Source organism: Bremerella cremea (assembly GCF_039541315.1).
In the GTDB taxonomy this organism is placed as follows: Bacteria; Planctomycetota; Planctomycetia; order Pirellulales; family Pirellulaceae; genus Bremerella; species Bremerella cremea.
In genome coordinates this window covers 1,492,513-1,513,620 of record NZ_BAABFZ010000005.1, presented here as the reverse complement: position 1 = coordinate 1,513,620, position 21,108 = coordinate 1,492,513, and the positions used below count along the sequence as shown (strand labels likewise).

Genomic DNA, 21,108 nt, shown 5'->3' with positions numbered 1-21,108 from the left:
CGCCTTTAAATGGGTGATACTAGACATTGGCCATGCACCAGAAAAATACTCTCGTCAGTGACTTCTCACGCTTTAAGGATTTCCGGACATGATCATCCGCCGACACGGCTTCACGCTGGTGGAATTGCTAGTCGTGATTGCCATCATTGGCATCCTGGCAGGTTTGTTGTTGCCAGCCGTTCAAATGGCTCGGGAGTCTGCCCGGCGAGCTCAGTGCATGAACAACCTGCGGCAGATCGCCACCGCAACCGTCAACCGCGCCACGAAGCATCCTCGAACCGAGATGCCACCAAGCATGGCTTGGAATCGTTCGGTTCCAACTGGCTCGCGGGGTAGTTACGTCGCAGGCAACATCATGAATTGGCCGGTTGGTCTGCTAGACGAACTAGGGCAGGGCGGTCTGAAAGAAGCGTATCAGGCAGGCACCGTCACCGGCACTTCCTACAATCCTGCGGAACTGTCGAGCAAGCTGATTTCAACCTTGGTCTGCCCAAGCGATCCGGTTGATCCTGCTGAGTTGAATCCTGTCAGCTACTATCCCAACGGCGGCTATCACAATGTCTACACGGCTTCGCCGCGTGACTTGCCAGCCAATGGTGCCTGGAGCGATAAGTCGAACCTGACTGGTCAGGCAGAAGTTGGCGTGAACTACGGCAACATCAAAGATGGTGCCACGCAGACCGTTCTGATGACCGAACGTATCCGTGTTCCGGCATTCGGTAGTGCTGGGACCAACTGGCACGTTGTCGAAGTGATTGCCTCGGACTTGCTCAATGAAAACGGAGCTTCGTCGCTGTGGAATGGCGCGATGGTTTCGAGCAGTCCGCTTTCAACACTCTCGCCTACCGATCTGGTCATCTACGATTACGGCGGTGCAGGTCGTACCGAAGGGGCTTATCTTCCTTCCAGCAATCACGGCGACTCGTTCCTGGTTTCGTACATTGACGGTTCGGTCGTGATCATGTCGAACGAAATCGCTCAGAACGTTTACAGCCGACTGCTGACCAGCGATGGTAATGACGCACGACTGGCTGGCGATGGTTCGCCATACTTCAGCAACAGTAATGCGTCCTGCAAACCTTCGGGTAACTTCCAAGCCCACCCACTGAGCGAAACCGACTACAACTTCTAGTCGAATCGCTCGGGTGCCAATCCAAGTCAAATCGTTCCAAGAGATCCTTCCCATGCGGAGGGATCTCTTTTTCTTTTGAGGAAAGCAAAAGCGTGATCGATCCGGAACTGATGGAGCAATTTGACCTGCCCGCCTTTCATCAGATGTACATGCAAATGGCCCTCCAACAGGCCGATATGGCGGCGCGGGCAGAAGAAGTTCCTGTCGGCGCGGTGATCATCCGCGAAGGCTCGGTGATCGCCGCCGCCCACAATCAACGCGAGATGCTTCGCGACCCAACGGCACATGCCGAGATGATCGCCATCACCCAGGCTGCCGAAGCCGTCGGAGGTTGGCGGCTGGAAGATTGCATCCTCTATGTCACCCTCGAACCCTGTCCGATGTGCGCCGGGGCGATTGTTCAGGCCCGCATTCCGGTCGTCGTGTATGGGGCCCGCGATCAGAAGGCAGGGGCGGTCGATTCGCTTTATAATCTGCTGAACGATAACCGATTGAATCACCGCTGCGAAGTTGTTTCCGGCGTGCTGCAAGAACGCTGCGGCCAGGTCCTGACCGACTTCTTCCGAAAACGTCGGGCCGAAGGAAAGAAGTAACGTGTCGCCTTATGGCTGCGGCTTGTTCTGTTCCAGGTCGTCCAGTAGCGAAGGCCGCGATGGTAGATACCCGAGCCGGTTCAACTCCGCAATGAAGTTCGTCCGACACAAGATTCGCCAACGCGTCGGATCGGGATGCTGAACAAGAACCGCGTCGATATCAGGCATTCGCGCTGCAATCTGATCGGGGCGATCGCACAGCCAAAGAACCCAGTCTCCCGCTTTGCCCAAGTTCGACGACCCGCGCGGGCGACCTTGCTGATAAATGCCCAGCGAGTTGGCAATCTCAGAAAGACTGACCTCGACCCCATCTTGCGGGAAGAGAACGGCCATCGCATCTTGGCCCCAGACCTCGTGGACGTTGCCGACGAGCTTCTCGATGTCGGCCACATGGAGCACCTTGGCCCGCGATGCTTCGTGCGAGAACTCGCCCTGGCAGTGGCTTTCCCAGGTCTCCATGGCAACGCGTGACGAATCGAGAACGATCCCTACGTCGCGATGTCGTGCGAGCCTGCGGAGCAGTTCCGTCGGCGAAGGAACGTTGCCAACCGCATCGACCAGGTGATAGGCGTCGCCAATCTCTTGGGCATAGAACGTGGCGAACTTTCGCCGTACCAAATCTTCAAAGACCCAAGTTCGCAGCGGTGCGTCGGGGGCATCGCTCCCGCCTTCGATGGAAACACGGAACTGTGTCTTTCCGGCAACGAACGTATCGCCATCATAGATCGTCGCGTACGGAACATTCACACCATTCAAGTGGGATCCGTTCTGACTGTGCAGATCGCGAAGCGTGCATTTCTTCTCAGTGCATTCGAGCGAAAAATGAACACCTGAAATCGACGCGTCACCGACGACGGTTACGTCGGTCATCTGATTGCGGCCGACGATCACGGTTTGTCCCGGCAACAGCCAAACTTGTCGCTGTCCGGTTGCATCGTGGAACGTGACGTTCAGTCGATGGATGTGAATCGATTCGTTGCCAGGTGTCACTTCAACTGGACGAGGCCGATACGAAGCGACTTCGTGCTGAGTAACGTTCGCGATCGATTCGGTCTTCTCGGATTCGTCGACCGGGACAGCGGGCGATTCGTCTTCGACGCGATCGATCGACTTGGAAGTTGAAGCTTCAGGATCGGACTGGAGCCGCGGATCGACCACGGTCGTATGGATTTTGCCGTCGAAGCGGATTTGAAATTCAGAGCTGCCGGCGCCGATAATATCGCGGTCGTGCAGTTCGACTAGGTTCGCTCGGATGCCGTTGACGTAGGTCCCATTGGTGCTGTTCAAATCTCGCAAGCGGCATCGATCTTGATCGCAAAGAATTGCGAAGTGCAAGCCCGACATCGTGCGGTCGAGCGGGATCGATAGGTCAGCGTTCGCCTGGCGGCCAACTCGCACGACGGAGCCTTCCGTTGCCGTTGTTACCTCTCCCTGAGCAGGACCTTGCTGCACGGTCAGATAGGCTCGCATGGCGGAATGAACTCTCTCGCAGATTGTCTGGGGATCATCAACGTTGCCTGGCGAACTGATCGCCCTCGAAGCTCGAAACGCCGGGATTTCAGCAACCCGGCATCCGATTCTGAGAGTATAGCTACGGAAGCCTTTTAACTACACCTTCGGCCGGGTTGAAACCACGAAAAAGACGAGGCCGTGAAGAGAGGCCTCGTCCAGATCTGCTTGGGGTGGCTTATTTCGCCGCAGCCGACTTGGCTTCTTTCAACTGCTGGGCTTCGGGCATCTGCTTATAGAACGGATCGAGCGGATAGCAGCCAGAGACGATCCCGTTACGTGGTGCCGATGTGCAATCGCTAAACGTGCGACAGATCTTCTTGCGGGCCATCGTGCCTTCTTCCAGCGTTGCCTGGGGAAGTTCAGGCAGCGACAGCACCATGCGTCCCAAGCCAACACTGTCGACCCAGCCTTCGCGAACGACGGCCTGAGAAACGTGCGGAATGTATTCCTGCAGATAGGTATAACCAGTGCCAACCATCATCATTTCTGGCACGGCCTTTTTCACATCGCGAACCGCTTCGATCTGACGAACGACGCCGACCAATGGATCTTCCGGTGGTGGATAGCCGTCGCTTGGCGGGAAGATCGCGGGGCGTTGAATGTGTGGATTATAATAAGGACTACCTGCCGAAAGATTCACCGAGAAGACGCCTGCTTCGTGCAGCAAGCGAATCAAGCGAATTGGTTCTTCAAGATTCATCTCTAACGGGTTCTCAGGATTCACGCCGAAACCAAACTGATACGGCAGAAGGTCATCGAAGTTGACCGGCTCGCCAGCTTCCAGGCCAGCATGGAAAGGAATCATGTCGAACACACTCAGGCGAACGCCAATCTGCAGGCCAGGGCATTCCTGCTGAATGCGATGAATGATCGTTAGCAGAAGTCGCGTGCGTCCTTCAAAGTCGCCGCCGAACTCACCTTCGCGAGTACGAGCACTCAAGAACTCGTGCAGCAAATAGCCATGGCAGCTTTTCACGTCGACGAAGTGGAAGCCGAGCTGCTGCGCGATCTTGGCCGACTGAACATAGTTGTCGATCAGTTCGTGAAGCTGGGCATCGGTCCAGATGGCACTATCGTCGTCGGCATCGATTCCAACGCGACGATCAAGGATCGGATGGTGGAAGGCAATCCGTGGCTCGGCAACCGTTTTCACATTCGGCCGACTGAAACGGCCTGAGTGCGTCAGCTGCAGACCGATCATCAAGTCGGAAGGATCGCCGATTTCGTCGCGATGCGTGTTGACTAGCGCATCGTACAGCTTCTCAAGGCCGAAGCGATTCGACTCGGTACCCAGGGTCTGATTTGGATTGGCTCGACCATCGGCCTGAACGGCAGCTGCTTCGCCACCCCAGATCAGCTTCGCACCGCTGCGACCGAAGTTCTCCCAGCGGCGGATTGTCAGTTCGGAAGGGGAACCATCCCGATTTGCATCCCAGCCTTCCATCGGGTGAATACACCAGCGGTTGCCCATGGTAAATCCGCCAGCTTTCAGCGACTCGGCCATGGGCGAACCAGCTTCGCGGGTGAGGATCTCGTCATCGCAGGGCAAACTCAAACCCAGCTCGGACAGGCGGTCTCGGAACGTTTCGACCGTTTTCAACTGGGCGACTTTAACGAAGCGATTACTCATTCAATACTCACGAGGTAGAGGCCGGACGAAGCTCGGAAAAGGCAAGGACGAATTTCTTTTGTTCGCCGGTAACAAACTGAACGGTCGCGGTGCGTTTCGCCCCTTCGCCGCTCATCGAAACGATCTTGCCCAATCCGTAAGTCGGATGCAGTACCGCCATTGATTGATGAAATTTATCAGGGTTCAACTTGGGACGAGCCGACCCAGGGCCTTTCACCATATCGGCCGCGGTCATCAGCATTTTAGACGGAAGCGAGTCTGGTACGCTTGGCACGTCTTCCGAAAAATCGCCCGATTCGCAAGTCTGGTCGAAGTCGTCCTCAGGGATCTCGTGGACATCTTCCCAATCTTGCGCGGGGGGCGTGTACCGGCCAAGGGCAGCCTGGAAGTCCATCTCCTCGCGAGGCAACTCGAACAGAAACTTGCTGGGGACCGTCATCATGCGGCGACCTCGGAAGTCGCGTTGGTTCGCCGTGCTGAGCTCGAGTTCTTCCTGTGCTCGCGTAATGCCGACGAACATCAAGCGGCGTTCTTCTTCCAATTGCGCGTCGGAATCTTTCGAGCGTTCGTGCGGGAGTAGCCCCTCTTCGATCGCCACCATGAATACCCACGGAAACTCGAGGCCTTTCGCCGCGTGCAGCGTCATCATCGTGACCCGGTCGAGTTCCGTATCGAACTGATCGGTTTCGTTGACGAGCGCTTTGTCTTCAAGATAACGCTCGAGCGTGCCATCTTCGGGATGTTGGTAGTCGAATTCCCGGGCCGACGAAAGAAGTTCGTCGATGTTTTCCAATCGTGACACATCCTCTTCGTCGTCCGAGTTTTCGTACTGAGCCCGATAACCCGTTTCGGTGAGCACCGCTCCGAGAATGTCTTCGACCGGTTCGTTGATCTTTAGCGAGATTCGATCGAACAAGGCGACAAACTTGGCGACCGCCACGGCGGCTCGCTTGTTCAGCGAATCGATCATGCCTGCTTCACGGGCCGCGTCCATCATCGAGATGCCATGGTCCAACGCATGGACCTGAAGCTTGAGGATCGTCGATTTGCCAATGCCGCGCGTCGGCGTGTTCACCACTCGCGTGAAGGCCACATCGTCGCGCGGATTGTTGATCAGCATGGCATAGGCAAGCACATCCTTGATTTCTTTTCGTTGATAGAACTCGACCCCGCTCACGATCATGTACGGAATGCCTTGCTGTCGCAGGGCTTCTTCGTACGAACGTGAAAGAGCGTTCACTCGATAGAAGATCGCGAAATCTCGCGGGCGTCGTTTGCCCTGGGCAACCTGGGTGGCGATTCGCGTGGCGATCGCGTGCGATTCTTCGTGACTGTTGGTGTACGTCAGCAAGCGGACCGGTTGGCCTGCGGGGCGTTCGGTGAAGAGCGACTTCTTCTTCCGGCGCTTGTTGTGTTCGATCAAGTGATCGGCGACGGTCAGAATGTTCGGTGTACTACGGAAGTTCTGCTCCAGTCGCACGACTTTGACATGCTCGAAGTCTTTCTCGAATCCGAGGATGTTGTTGAGGTTCGCCCCACGCCAGCCATAGATCGATTGGTCAGGGTCGCCCGTCACCCCGAGGTTGGGATATTGCTGCGAGAGCGAACGAACCAACAGATACTGGACCAGGTTCGTGTCCTGGTATTCGTCGACCAGGATATAGCGGAAACGCTCGTCGAGGGCCGCGCGAAGTTCGGGGTTCTCTTGCAACATCTGGGCGACCAGCATCAGCATATCGTCGAAGTCGACGGCATTGGCAGCGCGGAGTTGCCGTTGATATTCCGGGTAGACGTCGCGCACGATCGAACTGATCGCGTTGGCGGAATTCGCTTCGTAACGCTCGGGAAGAATCATGTTGTTCTTCGCCGAACTGATCGCTTTAGCGATCTTCTCTGGCGTGGCATGCGAAGTCGAAATCTCTTCCTTCTGCAGCGATCGTTTCAAGATCTGGATCGAGTCCGAGGTGTCGTAGATCGTGTAGTTTGGTTCGAGCCCGACGAGGTTCGAGTAGGCCCGTAGCAAGCGCGCGCAGAAGCGGTGAAACGTACTGACCCAGACGGTGCTGTCCGGATTTAAACGCTCGACCCGCGACCGCATTTCTTCGGCTGCTTTGTTCGTGAAAGTGAGCGCGACGATCTGTGATGAATAGACCCCGTTTCGCAGCATATTGGCAATGCGATGCGTCACAACACGGGTCTTACCACTGCCAGGGCCAGCGAGAACCAGAAGGGGCCCGTCGATGTGGGCCACGGCCTCGCGTTGGGGAGCCGTCAGGCCATCAAAAAGGTAATCGGTCATCCATCAACCTGTGAAACGCGATGCTAGCGAGACGCCTTAATTTAGGTTCGCTAGCACCGTTGGCGTAGTTTCCGTAAATTTTTCCGAAACTGGTATTCAATTCTAAAGAAATGAGTATAGTAAACCCCACGGCGAAACGAGACCCTCGGCGCAGACCCTGAAATGAGATTCGGGGGTCGAGGCTTCGCTGACCAACGCAGCTCTAGGGACGAGCAGCGAACACTTCACTTTTACATCTTGCGATAGGGAGGGAACCCATGCCACGTATTCCTCTGAATGCGGCGGACCAACAACACGATGACCTGTTGGCAAAGCTGGAAATGAGTACTGCGGAAATCGGTCTGACCGTCCGTACTACAAATTGCCTTGAGGAAAAGGGCATCTTCACCGTTCGCGATCTGCTTAATTGCACACCCGCCGATCTGTTGAGTATCTCCAACTTCGGCGAAAAGACCCTCGACGAGGTCTACGCGGCGCTGGAAGGCGTTGGGTTCTATCGTCATACCCGTCAACTGGCTCGCGCAACGGCCGCTGCTGTTTAACGAGTACCTACCTGGTTGCCGAAAGCAACAAGGCACTTCCGCCCAGTGCTTAGGGCTCGGAAGGCTTGCCAATCTGAAAACAGCGAACGGGTCCCCCCCGTGTTCCCGTTTCGCGAACCAGCAAATATCCACCGCTCAGCGCGGGCAACGCCCGAACAATGTCGTTGCTCGCGCGAAAGCGGCTGATCTCGCTGAACTTCTTTGGCTCGGGACGAAAAAGGATGGCAGTTCCTTCGTTCGTCACGGCAATCAATTTGCCATCGGCATATAGCAAATGGGCTGTGCCGAGATTGCTCTCTTGCCACATCACCTTGCCGGTCGCCAGTTCAACGCAGCGCAGTTCCGGCCGACCGAGGTCTTCGCGGCCATGGATTCCATACAAGTAACCATCGACCAGAACAGGCGTGTTGTACTGGCTCGAAAGTGTGTCGTCATTTTCCCAAATCGGTTTGAACTTGTTCTTGTCCAACGCCACCAACTTCGCACCGACGCCATAGCTGGAAGTCACGAACAGTTTATCGCCACTGACGATCGGTGTCGCGGCGTTCACGGTGGGGCCCCGGGCTCCGAATGGAAACCCATACAAGATGTTGCCTGTAAACGGATCGACCACGACTGTTTGCATCCGCGTAACAAAGACGGCATAAGGTCGACCTGCGATCGAGGCCATCACCGGCGAAGAATAGCTGGCCGCATCGTCGGTTGCTCTCCACTGGAACTGACCATCGGAAAGTCTCACCGCGACAATCCCGGCTCCATTACGGCCGCCGACATTCACCATCACGGTCTTGTCGTAAACGATCGGCGTACTGCCAAAGCCAAAGTAACCATCCGGAGCTCCGAACTGCCCGGCCAGGTCGACTTCCCACTTCAGTTTGCCCGATTGACGATCAACGCTCCGCAGGATGCCTGCCGCACCAAACACGATGACTGAATCTTCCGTCACGACAGGAACACAGCGTGGTCCATCGTCCGGATTGATCGAAGGCTGATACGAGGCTCGCATGTCACGAGCCCAGATTTTTTTGCCCGTTTTCAGTTCGACCGCTTCCAGTAGTTCCGAGGCCGCCTCGCGATGAAAAAGGTAAACCACACCATCAGCGATTGCCGGTCCAGCGTAGCCGGTACCGAGATTGCGTTTCCAAACTTCTTGCGGACCACGATCGGGCCATTCGTCCAGCAGGCTTTCGTCCTGGGCGTGACCATTTCGGTCAGGGCCTAGAATTTGCGGCCAATCCCCCGCGCGAGCGACATCTGCCAGGGGAAGCAGGCAAAGGATGGTGCTCAGAAGTTTCCAACAGAATCGAGGGGTTTTCATGAGAGAATCCTGGGGGGCGTTAGTGCCGCGAAGTGCCGAATTCATTTATATTTAGCATGGTATCGCGCCAGCCCGTTCGAGGCCAATCGGCCGGAATCGAGGGGAAGTGCATTTTTGCTTGGTTTGAATCGTCCTTTGCGGCGGATAGTCTGAAAACGCTGTATGCCACGCTGGTTTCGCATCTGGGAGAAGAAACGCGGTTCGCGCCGTACGGTCTCGCGCGTCGTCGCGACCGTGGGCGAGACGTTTTTCTTTTCGGCGCTCTTCTTTTTCGGCGTGATCTTCACGGCGATGACGGTGGCGTCGACCGTGCTGCAAACCTGGCCGATCCGCTCGATGTTCCCGGAAGTCGCTTACATCGAAGGGGAATGCACCATTCTGGAAACCCGCGTCGTGGTGACCGGAACCGACGAGTACCCGCACTACGAACCAGAAGCCCTCGTTCAATTGGAACTGGCTGACCGCCAGTTCCGGGCATGGACACTGCGTCGTTCCCCAATCAGCTACACAACGCAGCAAGCAGGCTGGGACCGACTCAACGGCTACGAGCCTGGCTGGATCTATCCCTGCTGGTACGATCCCGACAGCCCTGGCCAAAGCCTGGTGCTCGAGCGAACGCCTGCTTACGGCTTGTGGGTCATTTTCTTGGTGCTCAACTCATTCATCGTGATCGGCGGGATCGGTTTGATTTATACGCTGCTGCTGATGGGGACTTCGGTCGAACGTCGCAGCGCGATTGCCAATAAAGCGAAGACGATCGAACTGCTGAAGGACTCGATGCCTTCCGCCAACTTTCCGTCGATTCCCAACGACGCGAACCTGACCAACAGCCCTGGCGTGCGGTTGGCGTTTCGCTTGCCGATCGAGGTCTCGCCAGGCTGGTGGCTGCTGGCGACGTTGATCTTCAGTCTGCTTTGGAGCGGTATGGCAGGCGTCTTTTTCATTGCCGCGCTCGGGAAGCATCTTTCCGGAAGACCGGACTGGCTGCTGACGATTATCTCGCTGCCGACCATCGGCATTGCATTGGCGGCCATCTATCAGTTCCTGCACGAAGTGACCGCGCACACGCGAGTTGGCCCGACCGGTTTGGAGATTTCGAGCCATCCCCTTTATCCTGGTAAAGAGTACCGCGTCTTCGTGACGCAAGCCGGAAAGATGAAGGTCAAGCGTTTGCGAATCGTTTTGATTTGCGAAGAGGCGGCAACCTTTCTGCAGGGGACGGACGTCCGTAGCGAGTCGCGACGAGTGATCGACCAGATGGTTGCCACCGCTCGCGGATTTGAGATTAAACCTGGGATGCCGTTCGAGGCAGACTATCAGTTGAAAGTCCCGGAAGGGTCGATGCATAGCTTCAAGTCGGATCACAATGCGATTCATTGGAAGCTGCTCGTGCAGATCGATGCCGAGCAGATGCCTCAATTGACGCGCAGTTTTCCGATTGTCGTTTACCCGGCAGAATTGGAGCTGGCCCGATGACCGAACCGAAAATCGAAATCACGCTCGATCGACCCAGTCGTGCTTACTTGCCGGACGAAGAACTGGTGGCCAGCTTCGAGATCAGCGGCATTCGACCAGCGGATGTGCAAGCGATTGAAGCATCGGTTCTTTGGTACACCGAAGGGACCGGTGAAGAAGATCTCGCCACGCACGACTTCCGTCGCCTGCTTCCACTTGATCGGAACGACGCCGACCTGACCAAGAAGCGAAAGTTTCAGACACGCTTGCCGCGCAGTCCGCTTTCGTATCAAGGGCTGATCGTCAAGATACGCTGGGCGATCCGCGTTCGCGTTTTCATGCAGCAGGGAAGAGAATACATGGCAGAAGTTCCCTTCCGGTTGGGTGAACTCGAGCCGGTCGTTCCGGCGCAAACGCAGCGATCTGGAAGGAACCGTGCCGATGATGCAGCGTAACCCGTTTTCAACGCGATTCACTCGCCCCGGCAGTCTGCCGTTTCTGTTTCCCAAGGGAAGCTCGATCGACCGCTTGGTGGCTCGATTGGAAGCGACGGCGTACCAAGGGGCAATCGTCGGCCCACATGGCAGCGGCAAGTCGACCCTGCTCGAAACGCTGCATTTACGCTGGTCGAAAATGGGCATCACCGAGCAACGTGTCCGACTGACAGCATCGCAAAAATGCTTGGCGATTGATTGGAGCCAGCTTGGGCCTGATTCGATCTTGGTGATCGATGGCTTCGAACAGCTATCGTTCTGGCGGCAACGATGGATCCGCTGGCGCTGCCGACGACAACGTTCGCGATTGATGGTGACATGCCACGCACCTTGTGGCATTCCGGTCGTGCTGCGGACCCAGGCCGATTGGGAACTGGCCCGCACGCTGGCAGGCGTACTACTGGAAAGGGACGCAACGGCTTACGAAAACGAGTTGCGTAAGATCTGGGACGAGCAGCCCGGCGATATTCGGGCCTATTTCTTCCGGTTGTATCACTGGTGCGAGTCGCAACGAATCTATCAGCCGATGGGTGACAGCTATCCCCCGCAAAGTCTGCCTGTCTGAAACGGATTGGCTGATCGCTATCCGCTTCGTGCTTGCGATTTCTTCTCTAGATAATCCCGAAGACGACCTCTCGCATCGAACTTGGGTAAATCCACTGGATTTTTCCTGTTCTGGCTCAAGGCTGTGATCTATTCTTCACCGTCCCATTTAGTCAACACGAGGCAGGAAGCCCGAATTTGGAGGATCGACGGACCGACGACCTGATGCGTTTCCAACCGGAAGGATCGTTCCCGGATGACTGCTTCGCCACTCAAAACCGTATTCACCTGGCTGGTATGCGGGCTGCTTGCCTTCAATAACCCTGGCACCGTCCAAGCTTGCTGGCTGACCGACTGGATGTGGGGAACGAGCGAGGAATATCCTGTCGCTCCGCCGGTCATCACAACGAACTACCCGGTTTATCCTGCAACCGTTCAGGCCAACTACCAGCCATCGGTCGTTGGATCATGTCCGCCACCGTCTGGCGTGACCACGGCTGGTTATGCACCGCAAATGAACTACAACTCGCAATATCTGCGGGTTCCTACGACCGTCTATCGCCCGGTTCCTGTTTATCAAAACAACTCGGCCGGTGTGCCGGTTGTCGGGTATCAGGGCTGCACCACGACTCGCTACCAGGTCCAACGTACGCCAGCCCCTGGCTATGCTGCTGCCCCTGTCGGTTCGAGCTGTGGCTGTGCTTCGGCAGGCTATAACGCTCCGGTTGCTCCGGCACCCGGCGCGACGATCCCCCAGTCAGCTCCAGGCAACTGGGTGCCACGAACTGATCAGCAAATTCCACAAACCTACGCTCCGCCGCAGACCTACCAGCCGCAACCGCAGCCTCAGGTGATTCAGCAACCTGCTCCAGCGACTCCGTCGTATGGTGCTGGCGGTTCGCTCTACTCGGAGCCGCCTCCGTCGACTGTTCCTGGTCCGTCGCGTTTCAATTTGGGTCCTACGACTCAGCCACAAACGACCGACCCGGCCAATAATCGTCCGGCGCTGCGTCCTGAAATGGAAGGTCCGGCACTGAACAGCTCGAGCGGTGCTTCGTACCAGACTCCGGCAACCACCATGCCGCCGGTCAATCGCTACATTCCCCAGGGAGTCACCAGCCAGCGGCCAACCGCGACGACGGCAACACCTTCGTCGACGGCCCCAGCAGGCAGCGGAAACTATCAGGTGACCCCGGTGACACCGATTCCAGACCCACAGTTTTCGACTTCCGGACCAAGCAACGAGGCGCCTCGACTGCTGGACCCTCGCGACAAGACGGCTGGCCTCGACCAGCGTGGCACGATCATCCCGGTCGGTTACGAAATGGCTTCGCAGCCTCCACGTAACTCGTATCGTCTGCCAACCGTTTCGATCCAGTCGAACAACGACGGCTGGCACTCGAAGGGCAAATAACGCCGTGCGATGACGAACCGTCTCGCATGTGAGGGGCCTCGAATGAGGCCCCTTTTTTTATGCGCTAGTCGGGGGAGTTGATCGAAACGAATGGCAACCGGTACGCTGGAAGCGGACACCCGTTTATCTTCGAGCCGCAATCGCCATGAACAATGCACAAATCGCCGCCAAGTTTGAAATGTTGGCGGACCTGTTGGAATTCCAGGGAGCCAACTCCTTTCGTATTCGAGCCTACCGCAACGCGGCCCGAACGATCGAAAGTCTCTCGCAGCAGATCAGCGCCATCATTGAAGATGGTTCGCAGAAACTGACCGACTTGGAAGGCATTGGCAAAGATCTCGCCGAGAAGTGCCAGGTGTTGGTCGAGACCGGCAAGCTTCCGCAGTTGGAAGAATTGCAGAAGAAAATTCCGCAGTCAGTGCTCGCCATGCTGCGGATCCCAGGGCTGGGTCCGAAGAAGGCGGCAGTTATCTACAAAGAACTCGGCATCGCCACGCTCGACGAACTTAAGCAGGCCTGCATCGAAGAGCGAGTCCGAGCGTTGAAAGGCTTCGGAGCGAAGACCGAGCAGACGATCCTCAATGGCATCGACCTCGCTGCGACCGCCGAAGACCGCGTCTTCTGGGCGCGTGCCGATCACCTCGTGCAAAGGCTGCGAAAGCACCTGGAAAGCGTGGACGGGGTCGAGCAGCTTAGCTTCGCAGGGAGTTATCGTCGCGGCAAAGAGACCGTCGGGGATATCGATATTCTGACGGTCGCTGACTCGCCGACTGCGGCGATGGATCGACTGGGCGAGTTCCCCGATCTCGACGAAGTAATCGCCCGCGGTGATACGAAGATGTCGATCCGCCTGGTCAATAACATGCAGGTCGATCTGCGCGTCGTGCCAGCCAAAAGCTATGGTGCCGCCCTGCAGTACTTCACCGGATCGAAGGAACACAACGTCAAAGTGCGTGGCATTGCCAAGCAGTTGGGGATGAAGATCAACGAGTACGGTGTCTTCAAAATTGAAGAGGACGGTAGCGAGACCTACCTGGCTGGCGAAACCGAGAAAGACGTTTACGCCGCGCTCGACTTGCCTTGGTTTCCGCCGGAACTACGAGAGAACCGTGAAGAATTCAAGCTGGCTGAAACGGGCTTCCCGGAACTGATCACCGTGGAAGACATCGTCGGCGATATGCATATGCATACCGACGCGACCGACGGGTTGAACACCCTGGAAGAGATGATCGAGGCCGCGATCGCCAAAGGGTATCAGTACATCGCGATCACCGATCACTCGAAACGTGTCAGCATGGCGAATGGTTTGGATGCCGAACGTCTATTGGCCCAGTGGAAAGAAATCGACAAGCTTCGCAGCAAGTACGAAGGGAAGATCGAAGTCCTCAAGGGACTGGAATGCGATATCCTCGAACAGGGCGGAATGGATTTGCCAGACGAAGTGCTGGAGCAGGGGGACTGGATCATTGCCAGCGTCCACTATGGCCAGAACCAGCCGAAGCAGCAGATTACGGATCGCATCATCGGGGCTCTCGAGAATCCCAATATCGCCATCGTCGCGCATCCGACCGGGCGACTGATCAACAAGCGTGAAGCGTACGAAGTGGATCTCGAGGCGGTGTTCCAATGTGCGAAAGAGAATCGCAAGTTCGTCGAGCTGAACGCAAATCCGGCCCGGCTAGATCTGAACGATATTCAATGCCACGCCGCCAAATTGCGTGGCATTCCGATCGGTATCAATAGCGACGCTCACAAGATCGACGGACTCGACGTGATGCGTTATGGAATGATGCAGGCACGTCGAGCAGGGCTGACCAAGCAAGATGTGGTGAACACCCGGCCTTGGAAAGAGATCCGTAAGCTTCTGGGACGCGACTAAGCCATCGCTTCCCGCAGAACCTTGACGAACTCGGGGCAGGCCTCGCGTGGGTTTTCGTTTTCTTCGTATTCGAGGACAACGAACCCACGATAGTTGGCGGCCGAGAGGATCTCGAAGACGCGGCGGAAGTCGGTCGGCACTTTCTTTTTGTCCGGCCCCGACACAACCACTTTGATCTGGGCATTTAAGGCGTAAGGAGCGACCTGGGCGAGTTCGCCGTAGATGTCGTCGCTGTGGAAATTGCCCGAGTCGAGGTTCACGCCGAACCAAGGACTGTCGACTGCTTTAACCAGTTTCAACAAGCCTTCCGCGGTGGCGGTTGGTCCGCCGTGATTTTCCAAAGCGAGAAACACGCCGTGCTGGCCTGCGTATTCGCAAACTTCCGTCAGGCCTTCTACCATCAGGTCGTGTGTTTCTTCTGCCGAAACGCCTTTCTTCTGATGGCCCGCGAAGACACGAATCACCGGGGCAGTCAGCTTGGCGGCGTTTTCGATCCAGGTCTTGGTCAGCGCGATCTGTTCGTCTCGCTTCTCACCGGGAGGATGACCGAAGTCATTACCGATCGCCGTGCCAGAGACCGTCAGACCTTGGCGAAAGGCGTGGGCCTTAAGGTCGTACAAATAGTCGGCGGTCACATCCTTTGGGAAGTAATACGAAGTCAGCTCGGTCCCATCGAGCTGCATCTTGGCACAGTCATCGATGAAGGTTTTGAGGGTGACGCCGGAGTTCGGATCCTGCAGCAGCTTGCGATAGCTGTACGCGGCCAGGCTGAGCTTGAACTTTGGAGCCGAGCGATTTGGGATAGGCTCGGCGGCGGTGGCCTGCTGGCCCATCATGCCTGCGACGGTAAGACTCGAAGTCGCAGCAAGCCAGTGACGGCGCGTGAGGGTACGGTCGTTTTCCATCGACGAGGCTCCTGGCAGGGTGTTTGAGCAGGGGAGGGGAAGGGACGCTAAACGCCAGCCTGGGCAGGCTTCGGCGTCGATTGCGTTTTCGCGGTCGCCTCGTCAGGCTCGGTCGCAGGCGTCAAAACTTCCCACGGAGCGAATGCCAGGCTGAGGCCAATCATCAGGATAGCAAATTCCCAGTGCCCAGTAACTAGTCCCAGTCCCAGCCAGTGCAGGGTCGCCAAAACGGTCAACAGGGGCCGCCAGATCTTGAACCAGATCAGCAGTCCAAAGGCGAGCTCGAAAAACACCACCAGGTGGGTCCAGCCGAACACGAACAATCGCAGGTTCTTGTCACGGAGGAACGTGAGATCGATCAACCGTGTATCGGGCTGGGCAATCATCCACCACATCGCTTCGCCGTTCCACCAGACCATTCCGCCAAGTTTGCTCAAGCCCATCATCAGGTAGAAGGCCGAAACATGGATCTGAATCAAGCGGATCGCAATGTTCGCCGCGTATGAAAGTGCAATCGGCTGCGTGTCTCCTTTGCGGCGACGAAGCCAGGCATCGACCGAGTAATACGCACCGCACGGAGCCAGGCACAAATACAGCATCACCGGGCAGAGCAGGGGCTCGATCAAGCCGGTTAGCATTGGGGCCCGTTCGGCATACGACAGGACGAAGATGGTCGCCACAATCGTCGAGATGCGCGTTTGAAAACCGGTTAAGAACGCCACGATCGACAGCAAACCAATCGCATGCAGCACATACAGATGCAGCGGCGTATGGGCCAGGTAGAACAACGACCAATAGCGAACCGCGGCGGAGGGATCGTCGGCACCGGTCAAGCGATAAGTCCGATCGATGGGCAGCACGCCACCGTCGGAAAACCAGATCGCCAGTTCCGAAGTGAACGACAACGCATAGATCAACGCGACCGCGCCGACCACGATACGGACAACACTAACCGTCTGCGGACTATCAGGACGAAACCAGAATCGATCCCAACCATTGGTGACCGATTCGCAAAGTCGATTGAAGTAGGCGCCAACCACGCGTTGAATTCCTGAAGGGTTACTCGACGGGAGCGACGTGTTCGGTCGCCATCTCTTTAATCACCTGAAACGCACCTTCCGAGTCGACCAGCACGGTGGCCCGGTAAAGCACGTTTTCGTAAGACGCATCACGCGGATCGGCCGCGAATTGTTGGCCTTCGATTTCCAGTTCCATCGGCTGAGGTCGTCGTCGCACGCATTCGATCAAAACCTTGCCGCCGCCCGCTTGTCGCAGGAAGTACTGCCCGATCCCTTTCGAGATCTCGGCAGGGATGGTGGCATCGTCGACTTCCGCTTGCACGCCGACGATCTTGGCGAGTCGTTCGTAGCGATAAGGATCTTTCAAACCCGAACCAAGCTCGGGACCAGGGACCGTGTAGGTTTGAACTTCGCCGGCCGGGTTGGTGACTTCGACCCGGAAGAAGTGCTCGTAATCGGCCGGCGTGCCGGAGTACAAGTTGTAAGGCGAGGCCCGGACTTCGAGGTTCAAGGGTTCCGTGTAGAGCTGAAACAAGTTCAGCAGTTTCTCGTGAAGCTGCGACGAGTAAGCTCCACCCAGCGAACTGGAAACCACGACCCACATGCCAAACAGGTAGACAAACAACAGCAGCGAGAAAATGCTGCGCGTCGTTGGGCTAAGACCTTGCTCGTCGGTGGGACCAACGTTGGGGGATTGGTTGGCGGGCATGAACCGATTTCTTCTTCTAAAGCATCCGGAAGGGCTGGAACTTCAATTGTAGTTCGTAGACAGGCAGGATCGACCTGTTTCCGTAAAATGTGCAAACTGCGTAAGATTGCAAGAGCGAACAAAAAAAGACCCGGCGTTCCTAAGGCGGAAAACCGGGTCTTTTTGTTGAATCTTCTGACAGCGGGCGGGCAACAGGGCAAATCCCGCAACACTATCATCCGAACTCCTCAAGCGACCGCAGGCCAGGTCGATCTTGAGAAGCGATTCCAGAACTAGGCTTCAGCTGGTGGAGCTGGAGGAGCCTGTTCCGATGGGGATTCTTCAGCAGCCGGAGCTGGTGCAGCTTCTGGAGCGGCACAAGTTGGTTCCGGAGCGCAGCAGGTTGGCTCTGGAGCACAAGCAACTGGTTCTGGAGCACAGCAGGTTGGCTCTGGAGCACAGCAAGCTGGTTCCGGAGCACAGCAGCTACGACGAGCCTTCAGGCGAGCAAACAGACCGCAGCAATGCTTCTTCTTACCGCAGCAAGCTGGTTCAGGAGCGCAGCAGGTCGGTTCCGGTGCACAAGCAACCGGTTCCGGAGCACAGCAGCTAGGTTCTGGAGCACAGCACGAAGCCTTACGGTGATGGCTGAACAAGCCACCGCAATGCTTCTTACCAACACAACCATGGCAACCAAAACCGGCGTCAGCTTGACGTTCGCCGCCGATCAGGGCCATACCAACAACCGCGAAAAAGATCGCGATACCGAGAGTGAAAACACGATTCATTTGAGAATCCTCCAAACTACTTCACTTACCGAAGCGCAAGGGAGTAAAACACGAAGACGCCGTCCGACGTGATCCCCCGACCACGACGGCAAAACGTCGGAGGACTGATTCCGGTGACTTGTTGGGACACCGGAAATCCCGCGAACCAACTCAGCTTACCCTGTTGTGAAACTGTGGTGATTACGCGGAATTTATGCGTTACATAGCATAGGCCGTAAAATTACCAAGCCTGAAAGCCAAGTCAAGCAGTGCGAAGGGGATTTGGAGCGTTTAGAGAAGATTTTCCAAAATGGACTCAAGTCCAGAATTGCCCTTTGCTTGACCCAAATCTGAAGTCGGCTACCCGCAAAAAGTGCAGGTGGCGCATGGAAAAGGCCTCGTGACAAGGTGACTGAAATCACCCTTACGAGGCTTTATGTCTTTATCTTTGCCGCTATCAGCTGGTTAGCGGTTGAGAGTCGAGGAGTGTGATGCTGGCATCACTTGCGGGCTTCCGGCAGCGGCGTTTCCACGACGGGTCAGTTCGAGTTCAGCCCGTTGCTGCTGAGCCAGCATGTCCAGTGGGTCTTCAAAATTCATGACCAAAGGGGGTTCTCCGGAAAATAATTCGGTCGCCATGCCGGCAACCGCCCAGCCGAAGGATTCCCTGCGGAGGATCCAGACAATCTCGTACGTCTGACGTCGGCCAGCGTCGTCGACGTCAGTCCAATTCGATTCAACGTGGCAAATGTCGCGGGTTTCGGTGGTATAGATCGTTTGGCCGACGACAAACTTGGCGGTAGCACTGCCCGGAGGCTGCACGGTCAAGTCATGCTTAGCGGTTTCGGTGCGAGCCTTCGTGGTCAGCAGTCGACTGGTCGTGTTGGCGTCGCCCTGACGAAGCGAGACGAGGAACAATTCGACAACCGCCTTCGGATCGCGAACTGCCTTCTGGACTTCATCGTTGACCTGTTCGACGACCAGTTGCTCGTCGTTCGGCTGACCGGTATCGGAACCGCTCTGGGCGGTGTTCGATGGATCGTTAGATTGATTGCAACCGAAGAAAACGATCGCGATCAGCAACAGCCACGCGTGCTTGCTTCCCTGCATGACGCTCATTCCTTACTGAGATTTCGCGCCGGATCAATCCGATCTCGTCCGGCTTGGATAGAAGACCAGACGGGAATCTCGCAAAAGCCTCCGTTGCTGTCAACGTCGGTTTTTTCAGGACGGAAGGTTAGCCTGCCCCGAGGCCTCGGTCGAAAGCATCCTGCTCGCGCAGATAGACTGCTAGCGTCGACTCGAAAGTCTGGCTCGAGATCTTGTAGCTAGGGTCTTGATCGGTGTAGTTGTTGCAGTGGGCAACCAGCAAGCGATACAGGAACTTGAACAAGTGCCGCGGCACGCGGAGTTGACGGAAGGCCTCGAAGATACGCTGCTTCGAGATCGTTTCGTCGAACATGCTTTGCAGCGAAGGGGCCTCGCCGTTGGAGACCGCCTGAATACGGGCACTGGCCACGTCGTACAGCGCTTCGCTGGTCCACTGGAGCGAAGGAATCATGTTCTGCTTGTCGAGACGAGCCCGTTGATAGAACTCTTTGTTCTCGCGTTCGACGAACTGCTGCAGTTCGATCGGCAGCAACAGCTTGACGCCGATCCCGGTCTGCTTGAGGAACTTGTTGTCCAGCATCGGCCAGAGCAGTAGACGCATCAGTTCTGGCGAGCCGTTGATCAGGTGCGGCTCGTCCACGCGGTCGACGATCACAATGATGCCGGTCACATCCAGGGAACGGAGGATGCCGGCAAACTTGTTCAGCATCGCATAGCGATCGTCGGTCCGGTGGTGCATTGGCAGCGGCTGTGAGGCAAGTTCCCCGAGCGGGAAGTCCATCAGCGTGCGGGCCAGAGGCAGGCGTTCGTGATTGCCCACTTTCACATTGCGATAGATCGCGTGTGCTTTCCACAGGGCTCGCGTGGCCTTGGTAAGCCAAGGCATCCAGCCGCCAATGAAGCCGATCAGGTACAACCACCAGGGGGCGAAGATATCGCCAGGGCCCAGCAGCAAGGCGGTTAGAATGCCAGCCAAAGCGACCGAGACGCCGACCCCCAGCGAGAACGAGGCCCACGACTGGAACGACCAGACGTGCAGCTTCTTTCGCAGGGCTTTCCAGCGGGATTTGAAGGTTTCGGTCGTCGATTCGTCGTAACAGGCGGCCAGAAGCAGCAGGTCGCGGGCCTGGTTCTGGTCGAGCTTCGAGACGGCCGAATCGTTGATATCGCAGCCGGGGGTCGCCATGCTGTTGCGTGTCGTCAAGATGCGGTCGATCAGGCTCGTTACGCCAATCATCAGGATGGCGTCCATGTGATCCCACAGCTTCCAACGTTTCAGCGTGCGGTCTGGGCGACGACCGCGGCCCATCTGATGTTCGCGAAAGCGATCGAGGTACGGGTTGAAGTCGTCGTACTCGATGACGTAGATCTGCTGCGTCGGGTTTTCTCGGTTGTAGCGGGCGATGTGCTCGACGATCTGCAGACGCATGGCCGTTTTGCCGGCACCCTTTTCACCGAAGACGATCGACGTCGAGGGCTCTGCTGGGTCGCCATAGACCTTTTGCCAGGCCGGATGGTAAGTGGTGTCGATACAGCCACTTTTGAATACGGTGTCGGTCTGGGCGTCTTCTACGGCGAAAGGGTTCGACTGGATGCCGTAGTGTTCGAGGAACTGGTGAATCTTCATGGATGTGCACGTCGGGGAAGAATCGACAAACTCGTTACCATCGACGAAACCCCGAAAACCGATCGAGTTTCCGCCCTCTACATCACACTAATATAGCCCTGGCCTAAGGCGCGGACGATCAGGCTCGGGAAAAGTAGAAGATTCAGGCAAGTTGTTGCCGGTTGCGCAAGAAAAAAGGGAG

The 21,108-nt window shown here is 56.7% G+C and carries 18 protein-coding genes; 8 read left to right on the top strand and 10 right to left on the bottom strand.

Annotated elements, in window-relative coordinates:
• Positions 1 to 88: 88 nt before the first annotated feature.
• Positions 89 to 1,132, top strand: a complete 1,044-nt coding sequence (locus tag ABD890_RS23015) for a DUF1559 family PulG-like putative transporter (protein WP_345094968.1) — start codon at positions 89 to 91, stop codon at positions 1,130 to 1,132.
• Between the two features lie 110 nt (positions 1,133 to 1,242).
• Positions 1,243 to 1,725, top strand: coding sequence for a tRNA adenosine(34) deaminase TadA (gene tadA, locus ABD890_RS23010; RefSeq protein WP_345095073.1), 483 nt, complete (start codon positions 1,243 to 1,245; stop codon positions 1,723 to 1,725).
• Positions 1,726 to 1,734: 9 nt separating this feature from the next.
• On the opposite strand, the gene ABD890_RS23005 is transcribed toward tadA, so the two are convergent.
• From ABD890_RS23005 to ABD890_RS22995, 3 genes are all read right to left on the bottom strand, one after another.
• The gene (locus ABD890_RS23005; protein ID WP_345094967.1) at positions 1,735 to 3,195 is read right to left on the bottom strand and encodes an FHA domain-containing protein; all 1,461 of its coding nucleotides are present in this window, start codon (positions 3,193 to 3,195) and stop codon (positions 1,735 to 1,737) included.
• A 217-nt stretch (positions 3,196 to 3,412) separates the two neighbouring features.
• Positions 3,413 to 4,867 (bottom strand): oxidoreductase, encoded by a 1,455-nt coding sequence (locus ABD890_RS23000; protein ID WP_345094965.1) that lies wholly within the window; start codon positions 4,865 to 4,867, stop codon positions 3,413 to 3,415.
• Between the two features lie 7 nt (positions 4,868 to 4,874).
• Positions 4,875 to 7,166: an ATP-dependent helicase gene (locus tag ABD890_RS22995; protein ID WP_345094963.1), complete on the bottom strand. Its 2,292-nt coding sequence runs from the start codon at positions 7,164 to 7,166 to the stop codon at positions 4,875 to 4,877.
• Between the two features lie 257 nt (positions 7,167 to 7,423).
• Between ABD890_RS22995 and ABD890_RS22990 the strand changes: the two genes are divergently transcribed.
• Positions 7,424 to 7,708 (top strand): DNA-directed RNA polymerase subunit alpha C-terminal domain-containing protein, encoded by a 285-nt coding sequence (locus ABD890_RS22990; protein ID WP_345094961.1) that lies wholly within the window; start codon positions 7,424 to 7,426, stop codon positions 7,706 to 7,708.
• Between the two features lie 49 nt (positions 7,709 to 7,757).
• Here ABD890_RS22990 and ABD890_RS22985 read toward each other — a convergent pair whose 3' ends face one another.
• Entirely contained in the window at positions 7,758 to 9,026 is a 1,269-nt protein-coding gene (locus ABD890_RS22985; RefSeq protein WP_345094959.1) for an outer membrane protein assembly factor BamB family protein, read from the bottom strand.
• Between the two features lie 162 nt (positions 9,027 to 9,188).
• Here ABD890_RS22985 and ABD890_RS22980 point away from each other — a divergent pair, with 162 nt between their 5' ends.
• The 5 genes from ABD890_RS22980 to polX all read left to right on the top strand — a co-directional run bounded on the left by ABD890_RS22980 (position 9,189) and on the right by polX (position 14,811).
• On the top strand, positions 9,189 to 10,502 hold the full coding sequence (locus ABD890_RS22980; RefSeq protein WP_345094957.1) for a DUF3592 domain-containing protein: 1,314 nt from the start codon (positions 9,189 to 9,191) through the stop codon (positions 10,500 to 10,502).
• Positions 10,499 to 10,936 carry a hypothetical protein gene (locus ABD890_RS22975; protein WP_345094956.1) on the top strand — a complete coding sequence of 146 codons (438 nt, stop codon included), beginning with the start codon at positions 10,499 to 10,501 and terminating at the stop codon, positions 10,934 to 10,936. The genes ABD890_RS22980 and ABD890_RS22975 overlap by 4 nt, the downstream gene beginning before the upstream one ends.
• Positions 10,923 to 11,540: a hypothetical protein gene (locus tag ABD890_RS22970; protein ID WP_345094954.1), complete on the top strand. Its 618-nt coding sequence runs from the start codon at positions 10,923 to 10,925 to the stop codon at positions 11,538 to 11,540. Before ABD890_RS22975 ends, ABD890_RS22970 begins: the two co-directional genes overlap by 14 nt.
• Positions 11,541 to 11,774: 234 nt before the next feature.
• On the top strand, positions 11,775 to 12,932 hold the full coding sequence (locus ABD890_RS22965) for a hypothetical protein (protein WP_345094953.1): 1,158 nt from the start codon (positions 11,775 to 11,777) through the stop codon (positions 12,930 to 12,932).
• Positions 12,933 to 13,077: 145 nt separating this feature from the next.
• Positions 13,078 to 14,811: a DNA polymerase/3'-5' exonuclease PolX gene (polX, locus tag ABD890_RS22960; RefSeq protein WP_345094952.1), complete on the top strand. Its 1,734-nt coding sequence runs from the start codon at positions 13,078 to 13,080 to the stop codon at positions 14,809 to 14,811.
• On the opposite strand, the gene ABD890_RS22955 is transcribed toward polX, so the two are convergent.
• The 6 genes from ABD890_RS22955 to ABD890_RS22930 form a co-directional block, all read right to left on the bottom strand.
• On the bottom strand, positions 14,808 to 15,716 hold the full coding sequence (locus tag ABD890_RS22955; RefSeq protein WP_345094951.1) for a sugar phosphate isomerase/epimerase family protein: 909 nt from the start codon (positions 15,714 to 15,716) through the stop codon (positions 14,808 to 14,810). The genes polX and ABD890_RS22955 overlap by 4 nt on opposite strands.
• A gap of 47 nt (positions 15,717 to 15,763) precedes the next feature.
• Positions 15,764 to 16,756, bottom strand: coding sequence for a hypothetical protein (locus ABD890_RS22950; RefSeq protein ID WP_345094950.1), 993 nt, complete (start codon positions 16,754 to 16,756; stop codon positions 15,764 to 15,766).
• 19 nt (positions 16,757 to 16,775) lie between these two features.
• On the bottom strand, positions 16,776 to 17,444 hold the full coding sequence (locus tag ABD890_RS22945) for a hypothetical protein (RefSeq protein WP_345094949.1): 669 nt from the start codon (positions 17,442 to 17,444) through the stop codon (positions 16,776 to 16,778).
• Positions 17,445 to 17,716: 272 nt separating this feature from the next.
• A complete protein-coding gene (locus ABD890_RS22940; protein ID WP_345094947.1) occupies positions 17,717 to 18,211 on the bottom strand; it encodes a hypothetical protein in 495 nt (164 codons plus the stop codon).
• A 444-nt stretch (positions 18,212 to 18,655) separates the two neighbouring features.
• On the bottom strand, positions 18,656 to 19,300 hold the full coding sequence (locus tag ABD890_RS22935) for a hypothetical protein (RefSeq protein ID WP_345094945.1): 645 nt from the start codon (positions 19,298 to 19,300) through the stop codon (positions 18,656 to 18,658).
• A 127-nt stretch (positions 19,301 to 19,427) separates the two neighbouring features.
• Positions 19,428 to 20,927 carry a hypothetical protein gene (locus ABD890_RS22930; RefSeq protein ID WP_345094943.1) on the bottom strand — a complete coding sequence of 500 codons (1,500 nt, stop codon included), beginning with the start codon at positions 20,925 to 20,927 and terminating at the stop codon, positions 19,428 to 19,430.
• Positions 20,928 to 21,108: the final 181 nt, after the last annotated feature.